The sequence below is a fragment of the Acinetobacter sp. YH12095 genome, assembly GCF_013419245.1.
GTDB classification, from domain to species: domain Bacteria; phylum Pseudomonadota; class Gammaproteobacteria; order Pseudomonadales; family Moraxellaceae; genus Acinetobacter; species Acinetobacter towneri.
This window is the reverse complement of the sequence record NZ_VPAL01000004.1, coordinates 70,593-83,607: the sequence shown is the minus strand read 5'-3', so window position 1 is coordinate 83,607 and position 13,015 is coordinate 70,593. Positions and strand designations below refer to the sequence as shown.

Genomic DNA, 13,015 nt, shown 5'->3' with positions numbered 1-13,015 from the left:
AGAACTTATTCACCAGAACTTACCAAGCTCTCGTTTTCGGGAGCTTTTTTTTCAGTTAATATGGCACATGACCTTAGGAATGTTTCAGTGAATTCAGTGCAACAGTACGCGCCAACATTACAAAAAATTTTATTGTTTGGACTGTTTTTTGTCCTGATCTTTTTGGGTTTTCACATACTCAAATATTTTATTGTTCCTGTTGTTTGGGCAGCAATCATTGCCTATATGAGCTGGCCACTATATCAGTCGGTGCTACGTTTATGCGGTCATCGTCCTACGCTTAGCGCAGCCTTAATGATGCTGATGGTCACGTTGGTGGTCGGCATTCCACTCACTTTTGCCATTTTTATCCTGCAACATGAAGGTCGCAACTTATATTACGAATTACAAAAACAGGTCTTTTCCGGACACTTAAATGTCCCTGATTTCATTCGCAATTTACCTATTATTGGTAAAGAAGTCACCCGCACCCTTAAAGAAATTAATCACGATCCGAACAGCATTGTGCAATCCATTTCCTTATGGATTCAAGGGCATTTGAATTACGGTAAAGTGGTGATTAATGAAGTCAGCAAAAACCTGATCAAACTGGGTTTTGCCCTGCTGTCATTATTCTTTTTCTACCGCGATGGTCACACCATCTTGCATCAAGTCAGCAAAGCGCTAGAAATGGTGATTGGGCCACGTATTCATCACTATTTAGATACTATTTCTGAAACCACACGTGCTGTGGTTTATGGCGTTGGACTCACTGCAATTGCGCAGGCTTTACTCGCAGGCGTGAGCTATTTTGTCGCTGGGGTACCTAACCCAATGGTGCTAACCATTGTGACTTTCTTATTTGCCTTAATTCCGTTTGGCCCACCTTTAGCTTATGGTTCGGTTTCGCTGTGGTTATTTAGCCAAGGGCATACGATGGAAGCGATTGGCGTGATGGCATGGGGCGTATGTGTGGTCAGCACTGCCGATAACGTGATTCGTCCTTTGGTGATTTCAGGTGCAACTCAAATTCCATTCCTGTTAATCATGTTTGGAGTTTTAGGTGGAATTGCCAGTTTTGGTCTAATTGGTCTATTTATTGGCCCTGTGATTTTGGCCGTGTTACTGGCCATTTGGCGTGAATGGTTGCATGAAAACAACCAGCCCGAAGCTTTAATGTTGCCCAAAGCCACGCTTGCGCATGATCTCCCTGAAGACGATTCATCATCCAATTCAAAGCTTGATTAAGCTGTTTTACTGATCATATTGCTCACATGGCTGTGTTGATCTGAATAAATCAGCTCAACACAGTACATACATACTACTACGCAAACGTTGTATTGTAACGGAGCTAACTTTGCTTCAATCAAGACATCCCTAAATATTATGCACAACAAACAGGATGTCTTTTATGCGCTCAATACTCAAATTTGCCAGTCTTGCTGCTTTTAGCAGCCTAGTACTTATGGGTTGCAGCACCACCGCGACCACACAACAAAAATCTAAAATCTTAAAAATGCATGCTGTTTCAGCACAAGGGATTGGCAAGGAATTAGGTACGGTTGAACTGCGTGACAGTGCAGCAGGCTTAGTCATTCACCCCCAACTCCAACAACTCCCTGCAGGCGAACGAGGTTTTCATATCCATGAAAAAGGTTCATGTGCAGTAGCAGAAAAAGATGGAAAAATGGTTGCTGCTTTGGCAGCGGGCGGACATTTTAATCCCAAAAATATCCCGAATCATGGTACACCGCTGACAGGACATTTAGGGGACTTACCGGCTTTAAGTGTTGCAAACGACGGAACAGCCAAAGTGACTGTGATTGCACCCCGTTTAACATTGGCACAAGTTGAAGGGTTGGCCTTGATGATTCATGCAGGCGGTGATAACTATGCTGACCATCCAAAACCATTGGGCGGCGGCGGTGAGCGAATTGCCTGTGGGATTATTTAAGCGAGCATGATGCATTTTCAATAAAACATTTATTACCAATTGTGGATAAGTTAAGGGTTATACACATGCCTTTCGACTTATCCGCAAAAAGTAAAATTTATCTTTTTTAGGATTATTCTCAAACGACACTCAATGCAGCTCTTCTTGCTTTATATCGGTCGTATTTCATAACCACACTTACTCGTTTTTGAATAACTTGCTACTAACTTGCACAAAATTAGCTCAATTTTGCAGCCATCGTATCTAGTTCATCAATGTGCAGAGCTCGCAACAGCTCGTCTTTGCTATTGTCACTATTTGCGCTACACTGCTGTTTTATCCACTTTAAAAAGATTTGGGCATGAACATTAAAACATTACGTTGGGTTGGGTTCCTAGAAGGTATTTCATTCTTATTGTTGTTATTTATTGCTATGCCCATGAAATATATGTTCGATAACCCAATTTTAGTGAAATATGTAGGTATGGGACACGGCGTATTGTTTATCGCATTTTTAGTGGTGCTTTTTGTGGTTTGTGAAAAACAAAAATGGTCTCTTAAAATGTTTATTTTGGGCTTAATTGCTTCAATTTTACCTTTTGGCCCATTTGTTTTTGATGCTAAATTGAAAAAGATGGAACAACCAGTACAAGCTTAATCTGCAAGTCCTTTTCAGCTTTCATCATATTACACATTTTCTGAAATTTAATTTATAAATCAAATGTTTGCAAGGTGATGCCACATCACCTTGTTTTATGATGCAGCTGAAAAATTTAAACCCTTAAAACTGCCCTGCAGCAACTCGCTCCTGCATCACCTGTTTAAGCATCATGCGTGGCAAACTAAACCAAAGCGTTATCAACACCAAACAAGCCAAACTATACGCCCAAATATCAAACCGCATATATAAAACACGTACGAGTTCAATCACAATAAAAAAGCACAGCATCAATAGCATTGAAACACTAGCAGCAACAGTACCTTTAGACACTTCCGATGACATTAAGGCGAAACGGTATAAGACTGAGAAGCTCATTCCCTCACCAAAACTGATCAAGCTCATACCAATCACCAAACACCAAACAAAATAGCTTTGCCAAATTGCCCCCAATACGATCAGCACACTACCTAACAACATTAAAGGTAAACCAATCAAGACTGTTTTTCCTAAAGGTAAACGGTCAATGACTTTCATCAGCACCAGATTTCCTAAAATCAAACCACCCAAAACAGGAAACTGCGCCAAACCGTATTGCAGACTGCTAAAGCCTAAATCTTCAACCAACATCACGGGAGATAACGCAATCCACAACATTAAGGGCATGCTCAATAAAGGCAGCGCCAATGTTAGACCTAAGAATCTGGTATTTTGAAAAACTTGCTTAAAATCATCCCACACATCTCGAAATGGACGTTTAGGAATACTTTGCTGAGTTTCAGGCATTTTGGCTTTCAATCCAAACCAACTCAAAAATGCCAACAGTGCTATGCCGATAAAACCCCAATGCCAAGAAACATGCTCAATCATAAATGCACCTAAGACTGGGCCGAGCAAGGGAGCAAGTAAAGAAACGTTTGCCATAAGCGCCATGACTTTAATTGCATCACGTTCTGCAAAGTTTTCCTGAATAGCCGCATAACCGACTGCACTAATGACTGACAAACCAAACCCTTGAAAAAAACGAAGGACAAGGAAGCTTTCAATATTCTGAGTCAATAAGATCAATAAGCAAGTCAGGGTAAAAAATGCCACGCCGCCCAATAATACTTTTTTGCGTCCCAAACGGTCAGAGAGTGGCCCCAATAACCACGCCACACAAGCACCGCCAAGCAAATAAAATGACATGGACGAAGCTGCCCATGCACTACTGACACCAAAATCTTGTATGATGGCCAACATTGCGGGTTGAACTAAGTCATTGCCAATATAAACCGCGAACTCAAACAAGACCAAAGCCAAGGGAAACATGAGTGTGGCACGTTGAATGGTATTTTTTTGCTGCTGTGGCATGAGTTATAAAGGACAAAACGATGCAAGTCAGCCGCGTTTAGCCCATAAAAATAGAAAATTGAGCTGCAGTTTAACAGAGTTGAATGGCAAATTTATGGCGCATTTTTTAAGTCCGTTAAATAAATTGCGGCACTTGATGTGACATCAGACCAAGTTAGGCATCACCTCCTTCAGCGGGTTAAGGCGATACGGTATTGCCCAATTCATAATATGAAAATACCGAAAGTACAGGATAAAACTACCCACGGCAATGAGGCGATCATTACAGTGTAGAAATGCTAGCGTTTTGATGGACATGCTGCGCTCACACGTTTTTGAATCGAATGAAGTCATCCTAAATAAAAGCTGTGGATAACACGAGTATTATCCACAGACGCTTTGTTGCATTTTTAGAACATCATGCAAGATTTACCTAAGCCCTACAGCAATTTAAGGACATTTTTTGCTTTGGAAAGTCTTGGTATTTTTACCACGTGCGCATAAGTAAGCGGTTTGCACATCACCCTGCTGCCATTGTCCATTAATATTTTTAAAGTGATAAATACTACGAATTGAACGTACCGAATCATCCATTAAGCCTGTTTCGGTAATTTTTACTTCTGCCGCAGTTGGTGCTTCGACACGGTTAAAGTATTGACGAATTTCAACGGTAGCCAATTCTTTACGCAAATCTGGACGTTGTTTGAGTACCTGCGCCAAAGGTGTTTCTGCAGGCGTAACTTGTGAAATAATATTCTGTGTAGTCGCACAGCCTGACAATAACGCAACACCCAATGCGGAAACCGTGATTAAACGCAACATAACTCCTCCAAAATGTTGATTATTATTTATGCTTCTATGATGCCCTGTTAGCGCAGAAACGCTAGAACAGAAATGTAAAATTAAAACAGCGGCATAAAAAAACGCATCACGAGGATGCGTTTTTCAATTCACTTAAATAAATGAAAGGCGAAAGGAATTACAAATCAAATAATTTGCCTGGGTTCATAATGCCTTGAGGGTCAAAAACCTTTTTCAACGCTTTCATATATTCAATTTCTTCAGCCGAACGTGAATATTCCAAATATGGTTTTTTGGTCATGCCTACACCGTGTTCTGCAGAAATAGAACCATCATATTTCTTCACAGTATCAAATACATACTTATTTACCACCTGACATTTGGCAAAGAATTCGTCTTTGCTTAAATCGGCAGGTTTTAGAATGTTCAGGTGCAAGTTACCATCACCAATATGGCCGAACCAGCAAATTTCAAAGTCAGGATAGTTTTCTGCCACAATTGCATCAATTTCCTGAATAAATGCAGGAACATGAGTAATCAATACTGAAATATCGTTTTTATATGGAATAAACGGTGCAATCGACTCAGAAATGTCTTCACGTAAACGCCATAAACTTTCAACTTGGTCTAGGCTTTGGCTCAATACGCCATCCATCACCCAGCCTTGTTCCATACAGTGTTCAAAAATTTCCATCGCCTTGTCCATAATTGGCTCAAATGGCGCTTCAAATTCAAGTAACACGTAAAATGGACATTCGGTTTCAAATGGACGTTGCACATGACCATGATCCAAGACTTTTTGCATCGCCAATTCACCAAAGAATTCAAATGCAGTCAGATCAATTTTAGCTTGGAAAGCATGTAATACAGGCATCACCGAATTAAAATCAGGTACGCCCAACACCATCACTTGCAAATCTTGCGGTTGGCGTTCTAGCTTAATTTCAGCTTCGGTCACTAAGCCAAGTGTGCCTTCACCGCCAATAAATAAATGTTGCAGCGCATAACCTGTTGCGTTTTTGATCATGCCTTTGTTCAGACGCAGGATATCTCCTTTGCCTGTTACCACAGTCAGACCCAACACCCAGTTACGGGTCATGCCGTATTTAATGACTTTAATACCGCCCGCATTGGTACCAATATTACCGCCAATTTGTGAAGAACCTGAAGATGCAAAATCGACTGGATAATACATGCCTTGTTCTTCGGCATAGTTTTGTAGTTGCTCAGTCACCACACCCGCTTGCACACGTACCATACGGTCTGCAGGGAAAAATTCCAAGATTTGGTTCATCTTGTCCATGCTGACTACAATTTCACCATTGGCTGCCACCGCACCCGCAGATAAACCTGTACGTCCGCCCGATGGAGTAATGGCCACATTAAACTGATTCGCCAGTTTTACAATGGCTTGTACTTGCTCTGTGCTTGATGGGAAAACGATGACCGATGGGTTCGGATCAAAATGCTTTGTATGGTCACGACCCCAGTTTTGGAGGCTATCGGCATCCGTTTTAATACGGTTTTCACCGACTATTGCCGTTAATTGGGTCAATAACTCAGGGGTTAAAGCGACTGGAGCATTCATCGTTTGCAGACCTAGCAAGAATTAAACAGGAAGAAAAGCGACTGTCTGCATATCTTGATCAATTTGAAGATGAAGATACTGCAGACTAAATATGTGCATCAAAGCAACAGCGTGGGTTGGCTTTCATGTGCGCCGCTTATTATAAGCGATTTTTTTGAAAAACCTGTGAATATTGGCAATTCCGATAATATAACATGGTAAGAACAGGGTAATTTTGGGCAATATTTCTGAAAGAGATTATATCTGACAAAAAATACCTGCACTCTTGGTCATAAAGGAAATGTATATCGACCCATCTCCTATGTTATCATACCGCCACTAAATTTGGCCTTTGTAGCGGAGCCGTAATGAGCCAACATCTTTCACTACCTAAAGATAAAATTCGTTTCTTGTTGTTAGAAGGCGTACACCAGAACGCAATCGACGTGTTAAATGCAGCGGGTTATACCAACATCGATTATCGTAAAACAGCGCTTGAGGGCGATGCGTTAAAAGAAGCGATTAAAGATGCGCATTTCATCGGAATTCGTTCACGTACACAGCTAACTGAAGAAGTTTTTGAAGCTGCGAACAAACTAATTGCGGTAGGTTGTTTCTGTATTGGTACAAACCAAGTGAACTTAACTGCAGCAATGGAACGTGGTATTCCAGTTTTCAATGCCCCTTATTCAAACACCCGTTCGGTTGCAGAATTGGTATTGGCTGAAGCAATTTTATTGCTACGTCGCGTACCTGAAAAATCAACCGATACACATGCAGGTGGCTGGAACAAGTCTGCTGTAGGTTCATTTGAAACACGTGGTAAAACCTTAGGTATCGTGGGTTACGGTTCAATCGGTTCTCAACTTTCAGTATTGGCTGAAAGCTTGGGTATGCAGGTCATTTATTATGATGCTGTGACCAAGTTACCGTTAGGTAATGCACGTCAAGTTGGCTCTATGGGCGAATTATTGGCAAATGCTGACGTGGTTTCTTTACACGTTCCAGATGTACCCTCTACCCGCAATTTCATGGCAAAAGAACAATTTGCACAAATGAAAGAAGGCGCAATTTTCATTAACGCGGCACGTGGTACTTGTGTGGTGATTGAAGATTTGGCAGATGCCATCAAGTCTGGTCATATTGCAGGTGCTGCAGTTGACGTATTCCCGAAAGAACCAAAAGCCAATGGTGAAGAATTTGTTTCCCCACTACGTAACCTACCAAACGTGATTTTAACACCGCACGTGGGTGGTTCGACCATGGAAGCGCAAGCGAACATTGGTTTAGAAGTGGCAGAGAAATTTGTTGCATATTCAGATAAAGGTATGACTTTGTCTGCAGTGAACTTCCCTGAAATTGCACTGCCATTGACTGAAGGCAAGCACCGTTTATTGCATATTCACCAAAACATTCCAGGTGTATTGTCTAAAATCAACAACTTGTTTGCTGAACACGGCATCAACATCTCTGGTCAGTCACTTATGACCAAAGGTGATGTCGGTTATTTAGTGATGGATGTTGATGCGACTGCATCTAAAGAAGCACTAGATACTTTACACGAAGTTGAAGGCACAATTCGCGTACGTGTCTTGTTCTAAGACCACACGCTGATGCTACAAAAAACCACAGTCTTAGCACTGTGGTTTTTTATGTCTGATCTATGAGTAACCTTGAGTTGCCACAGCCCTGTATTTTTAAACTTGCTATAATCTGCCTGACCTTCCCATTTCCACACTGTTGAGTATTTTTCTGCCCCATGCCAAACGCCCAACTCACTGCGGTGTTGTTCATGGTTTTATCCATGATCTCCTATCAAATCAGTGCTTCTTTTGCCAAACAATTGTTTCAGGTGCTTGACCCGCTTACTGTGACGATTTTGCGACTGTGCTTTGCCAGTGTAATTGTGGCAATCATGTTTCGCTCATGGCAAATTCTGTCACGGCTCGCACATTTAAAATGGCGTGATTTATTGTGCTATAGCGCAGCCTTGGGCTTAATGAATATTCTGTTTTATCTATCTTTAGGTAAATTGCCACAAGGTATTGCGGTGGGTTTAGAGTTTGTCGGGCCTTTGGGCTTGGCTTTATTGTCCATTCAAAACCGTAAAGATTATGTCTGGGTATTGTTGGCAATTTTAGGCATTATTCTTATGGTGCCTTGGGGACAAGCGCAGGGTGATCATTTTAGTCTGTTTGGTGCAGCGTGTGCCCTAGGTGCAGGATTGTGCTGGGCTTTTTATATTTATTTTGGACAAAAAGTGGTGCAACAAAATATTGGCATGCACGCACTGACCATCGCTATCAGTATTTCGGCTTTGGCTTTGATTCCCTTCGGACTGTATAACAATGCCCCCGCACTGTTTGAAACCCAGTATTGGGGTAAGGCGCTTGCCATTGCAGTGCTTGCCACGGCCATTCCTTATGCGCTGGATTTACAAGCCTTAAAACAACTCAGCAAAATGAGTTATGGCACACTGTCCAGTTTGTCGCCTGCTTTGGCTGCACTGACAGGCTTGGTATTGTTGGGTGAGAAAATTACTTCACTGCAATGGCTCGCCTTATGCTGCATTATGTTAGCTTCGGTCGGTGTTACTTTTAGAGCAGTAAAAAAATCCAAACAGCCGCAGAATGTTTAAACCAAACTGTTTTTAGACATCTGTTGGTATTTTTCATACTCTGCCAAATATTGCTTGGCTAGACTTTGTTTTTGCTGTTCAGACAAAATTTTGCCTGCCTGCTGAAAAAAGCCATGTTCTTCTTCTTTTAAATGATGATGCACTTTATCTGACAGTTGCTTTGCAATGGCCAACCAACCTGTGTTGCTCATTTCAGTTTCGGTTAATTGTTCGAGTAATTCATCCATTTGATGATGCTCTGCCAAAGCATGGCGAGTGATATTTAAACCCGCATCAGTCATCATTAAGGGAATATAAAAATAGCGATCTTCTGCCACTGCATGCGCAAATAATTCATTTTTAAGTTGTTCAAATATCGCTCTACGTTCAGGGCTATCACCTGAAGTTTGCGTCAGTTGGTGGGCTAAATTTCGTTGAATGTCGTGACTTTGGCGCAAAGCTTCAAAAATGTTCATATGCAGACCTCTTGTTTTAAACCGATGCTGGCTGGCAAGCAAATGTCACTGGCTAACGCAACGCTCGGTTTTATTGTCGGTTTTTAATTTCAGTTTTTAGCTCTAATTACTGTATAGGGCATGAAGCTGAAATCCTGCAAAGATTTGTATGAGAAACTTTACGTCTTCATAGCACAAGTTTAAATAAGCTATCTCACTGCATTTTAAAGATTTAACACTCGTTTAGGCACCAAGCGTTTTTTGTCGGTAATTTCTGCCAAGCCTAAACAACGCTCACCATCAAACACCAATACTTGTGCAACAGCAGGATGCTCGATATTACTTTCCATGCCTCGGCTAAAATATTCAGCCCGACCTTCAGGCACCTGAACCTGTGGAAAATGCTGTACAGGCGCATAAGCAGGCAGCAATAAAGCCTCGCGTTCTGCTTCACTTAAACTTTCTAAATATTCAATGCTATAGCTCGGAATCAGGTCAAAATGCCCCGTTTTAATCCGATGCAAATAGGTCAAATGTCCATAAGTACCCAAGGCTTTGGCAATGTCTTCACCCAACACACGGATATACGTGCCTTTGGAACAGGTAACATCCAGCGTGATACTGTTTTCGGTAAAGGACAGTAACTCAATCGCATAAATGGTAACTGGGCGCGCTTCACGTTCAATTTCTATGCCTTGACGAGCTAACTCATATAACGGACGACCTTCTTTTTTTAAGGCAGAATACATGGGCGGAACTTGCATAATATCGCCCTGAAATTGTGCCAATACCTGTTCAATGCTTTCTTGGCTCAATGCAGGTACAGCCTGCTGCAACAACACTTCACCCTCGATATCTCCCGTGGTGGTGCTGTGTCCCAATTGAATGGTGGTTTGATAGCATTTCACCGAATCGAGTAAATAGTGCGAAAATTTGGTCGCCTCACCCAAACAAATCGGCAGTAAACCCGAAGCCAATGGATCTAATGCTCCCGTATGTCCTGCTTTTTGCGCCCGATATAACCAACGCACTTTTTGCAATGCTGCATTGGAACTGATGCCCAAAGGCTTATTCAATAAAAATACACCACTAATGGCACGACGCTGGATTTTAGCCGCAGATGATTTCATAGCACACATAGGTCAAAGCAAAACTGCGTCATGGTAACAATCTGCCGCGATAAATGACAACATTTCTAGAACAGCGACTTACTTTTATGGCATATTTGGGCGCTTAGGATTAAAAAAATAAAATGGATATACAGGTGCATTGAAATGCAGAAACATAAAATATGGATTGTTTTAGGCGTAGTGATACTGCTGATTGCGGCTTTGGTGTATTGGCTGATGCCACAATCAAACTCCCCCGATACATCACCCCAGCAAAGCTCAAATGATGAAACATCTCAAGCTTTGAGCATGCAGCAAGCCATGCAAAATAACCCTGCTGCAAATTTTTTAAGCCCAAGTCAGCAGGACACCGAAGTCAATTGTCAGCTTAAACTGGATGCAAGTAATCGTCTGATTGTGAATGAGCAAACCCGTAACTGTTTTGAATATTTTATTACCCAATATGGCGAAAAAAGCATTGAACAGATTCGTGGTGATTTTAAAAGCTATATTCAACAAGGGCATAAAGAGCCTGCCTTATCGCAAATTTTAGATTTATGGCAGCGTTATTTGGACTATCGCAATGCGCTTGGACAACTGCAAGCACCGAATTTAAATCAGGAAGATCCGCAATATTACCGCAGCATTTTTAGCAGCATGCAAAATCTGCGTAAACAATATTTTTCTGATTATGAAATTGAAGGTTTATTTGGTACGGAAGATGCCTATCACGAATATACCCTAAAGCGCATGGCAGTCATGGATGATAAAAAATTATCTGAAGCTGAAAAAGCACGACAATTGCAGGAATTATTTAAACAATTACCTCAAGATTGGCAAGAAAATTTAGAACAGCTGAACACCTTGCAAGATTTACGCAGCTTGACTGCGGCAATTAAAGCACGTGGTGGTTCTGCTGCTGAAATCCGCCAAATGCGTTTAAATCTGGTTGGTCCAGAAGCAACCCAACGTTTAGAACAATTAGATGGGCAACGCAGTCAGTGGAAATCACGAGTAGAGGATTATTTAAGTGCGCGTGATCAAATCATGCAAAGTGGAATGAATGATCAAGCCAAGCAACAAGCCGTGAAACAATTACGCGGACAGCATTTTCAAAATCCACAAGAGCAATTGCGTTTAGAAACCTTTGAACAGGTACATGATCAAGGTGGAAAATTACCTTTTGCTGACTAACATATCTACATAGGAAACTGGGGCATTCAACATGCCCTATTTTTATGCCTGAAAAGCTGTTTTAGTACAAACTCACCACAACGATTTAATATACAAATGTCTATAAATATTAAATAGATATCAATATGCATGTAGATTTACAAATCTCTGGGACAATGCGCAATAACTGTCCCCAAATGATATGTTTTTTCTAAATTACGCATGAAAAAATACCTGAGCGTACAAAAAATAGTCGAGGATGACTCACAATAATGTGCCGTAACCAACGGCAATTTGCATATCTGAGCTTTCAGGAGGGAAGCGAAGCCACCACTTCACTTGTAATAAAAATAAAGAACACAGGATTGTTTTATGACCATCATCTCTAACATACGGGCAATTACATTGGCTGTCACTGGCTGCTTGCTCGGTTCAATGGGTGTCGCTCAAGCTGCTCCAAGCGTGTTGCCTATTCAGGAACAGGCCAAATCTGACTATGCCAAAACCAAATATCCATTGCTCATGGTACACGGCTGGCTCGGATGGTCACGCATTGGCAATGAAACCTTTAATATGGATTATTGGTATCAAATTTTGCCAGATATGGCACGTAATGGCGCAACCGTATTTGCCGCACAACTCTCCCCTGCACACCGTACTGAATTTCGAGGTGAGCAACTGATTGCCCAAGTCGAAGAAGTCATGGCAATCACTGGCAAATCCAAAGTCAATTTAATTGGTCACTCACATGGTGGCCCAACAGTACGTTATGTAGCTGCGACCAAACCTGAATATGTGGCATCAATTACGGGCGTTGCAGGTACATTCCGTGGCTCCAAAGTTGCCGATGATATTCAAAATAATCGTTTATCACGCACCGCGTTTAATATTTTAGGCGACTATATGGTGGCGCCTCTCATTACTTGGGCGCAGCAACAGCCAGACATGCCTGTCGATTTTGATGCATCGATGGCTTCTTTAACCGAAACAGCGTCTGCAGATTTTAACCGTCGTTTTCCAACCACAGCCTTGGCCGCAAATTGTAGCAGCAGCGGTGCCAAAGTAGATCGCGGGATTCATTACTATTCATGGACAGGTGTAGCACAAGCCACCAATTTACTGGATATTGACACTGTTTTAATGCAACTCGGCCCACTGTCTTATGGCAATTTAGACAACGATGGCATGGTCGCACGTTGTAGTACCCACATTGGACACGTCATTCGTGACAACTACCGACTAAATCATACCGACCTTGCCAACATGATGTTTGGCTTAACGGGCTTGTTTGCACCTGACCCAGTTGCACTGTATCGACAACATGCCAACCGATTGAAATTACAAGGTTTGTAATAGTAAAGCTCATTTCAATCTTGGCAAAACCATCTTCC

At 41.7% G+C, this 13,015-nt stretch carries 12 protein-coding genes and 1 pseudogene; 7 read left to right on the top strand and 6 right to left on the bottom strand.

The window, feature by feature from the left end:
- The first annotated feature begins 87 nt into the window (after positions 1-87).
- The 3 genes from FTU35_RS04780 to FTU35_RS04770 all read left to right on the top strand — a co-directional run bounded on the left by FTU35_RS04780 (position 88) and on the right by FTU35_RS04770 (position 2,570).
- Positions 88-1,227 carry an AI-2E family transporter gene (locus tag FTU35_RS04780; RefSeq protein WP_131260611.1) on the top strand — a complete coding sequence of 380 codons (1,140 nt, stop codon included), beginning with the start codon at positions 88-90 and terminating at the stop codon, positions 1,225-1,227.
- Between the two features lie 163 nt (positions 1,228-1,390).
- Entirely contained in the window at positions 1,391-1,933 is a 543-nt protein-coding gene (sodC, locus tag FTU35_RS04775; RefSeq protein ID WP_179989059.1) for a superoxide dismutase family protein, read from the top strand.
- Positions 1,934-2,273: 340 nt separating this feature from the next.
- Positions 2,274-2,570: a DUF3817 domain-containing protein gene (locus FTU35_RS04770; protein ID WP_004974548.1), complete on the top strand. Its 297-nt coding sequence runs from the start codon at positions 2,274-2,276 to the stop codon at positions 2,568-2,570.
- A 123-nt stretch (positions 2,571-2,693) separates the two neighbouring features.
- Here the strand turns inward: FTU35_RS04770 and FTU35_RS04765 are convergent, their stop codons facing one another.
- The 4 genes and pseudogenes from FTU35_RS04765 to FTU35_RS04750 form a co-directional block, all read right to left on the bottom strand.
- On the bottom strand, positions 2,694-3,923 hold the full coding sequence (locus tag FTU35_RS04765; protein ID WP_180064546.1) for an MFS transporter: 1,230 nt from the start codon (positions 3,921-3,923) through the stop codon (positions 2,694-2,696).
- A gap of 181 nt (positions 3,924-4,104) precedes the next feature.
- A pseudogene (locus FTU35_RS04760) lies at positions 4,105-4,214 on the bottom strand (pirin family protein); the annotation flags it as partial.
- Positions 4,215-4,352: 138 nt separating this feature from the next.
- On the bottom strand, positions 4,353-4,724 hold the full coding sequence (locus tag FTU35_RS04755) for a hypothetical protein (RefSeq protein ID WP_004974545.1): 372 nt from the start codon (positions 4,722-4,724) through the stop codon (positions 4,353-4,355).
- 157 nt (positions 4,725-4,881) lie between these two features.
- Complete coding sequence (locus FTU35_RS04750; protein WP_154320282.1) at positions 4,882-6,291, bottom strand: FAD-binding oxidoreductase; 1,410 nt, start codon at positions 6,289-6,291, stop codon at positions 4,882-4,884.
- Between the two features lie 347 nt (positions 6,292-6,638).
- Between FTU35_RS04750 and serA the strand changes: the two genes are divergently transcribed.
- Positions 6,639-7,871 (top strand): phosphoglycerate dehydrogenase, encoded by a 1,233-nt coding sequence (gene serA / locus FTU35_RS04745; RefSeq protein WP_104852617.1) that lies wholly within the window; start codon positions 6,639-6,641, stop codon positions 7,869-7,871.
- 158 nt (positions 7,872-8,029) lie between these two features.
- Positions 8,030-8,908 carry a DMT family transporter gene (locus FTU35_RS04740; RefSeq protein ID WP_004974539.1) on the top strand — a complete coding sequence of 293 codons (879 nt, stop codon included), beginning with the start codon at positions 8,030-8,032 and terminating at the stop codon, positions 8,906-8,908.
- Here the strand turns inward: FTU35_RS04740 and FTU35_RS04735 are convergent.
- Both FTU35_RS04735 and truB read right to left on the bottom strand, forming a co-directional pair.
- On the bottom strand, positions 8,905-9,363 hold the full coding sequence (locus FTU35_RS04735) for a hemerythrin domain-containing protein (protein ID WP_004974536.1): 459 nt from the start codon (positions 9,361-9,363) through the stop codon (positions 8,905-8,907). The genes FTU35_RS04740 and FTU35_RS04735 overlap by 4 nt on opposite strands.
- Positions 9,364-9,566: 203 nt before the next feature.
- Complete coding sequence (truB, locus tag FTU35_RS04730) at positions 9,567-10,472, bottom strand: tRNA pseudouridine(55) synthase TruB (RefSeq protein WP_180064545.1); 906 nt, start codon at positions 10,470-10,472, stop codon at positions 9,567-9,569.
- Positions 10,473-10,616: 144 nt separating this feature from the next.
- Between truB and FTU35_RS04725 the strand changes: the two genes are divergently transcribed.
- Together FTU35_RS04725 and FTU35_RS04720 are read left to right on the top strand one after the other, a co-directional pair.
- Positions 10,617-11,645, top strand: coding sequence for a lipase secretion chaperone (locus FTU35_RS04725; protein ID WP_180064544.1), 1,029 nt, complete (start codon positions 10,617-10,619; stop codon positions 11,643-11,645).
- A gap of 414 nt (positions 11,646-12,059) precedes the next feature.
- Positions 12,060-12,977, top strand: a complete 918-nt coding sequence (locus FTU35_RS04720; protein WP_225531238.1) for a triacylglycerol lipase — start codon at positions 12,060-12,062, stop codon at positions 12,975-12,977.
- Positions 12,978-13,015: the final 38 nt, after the last annotated feature.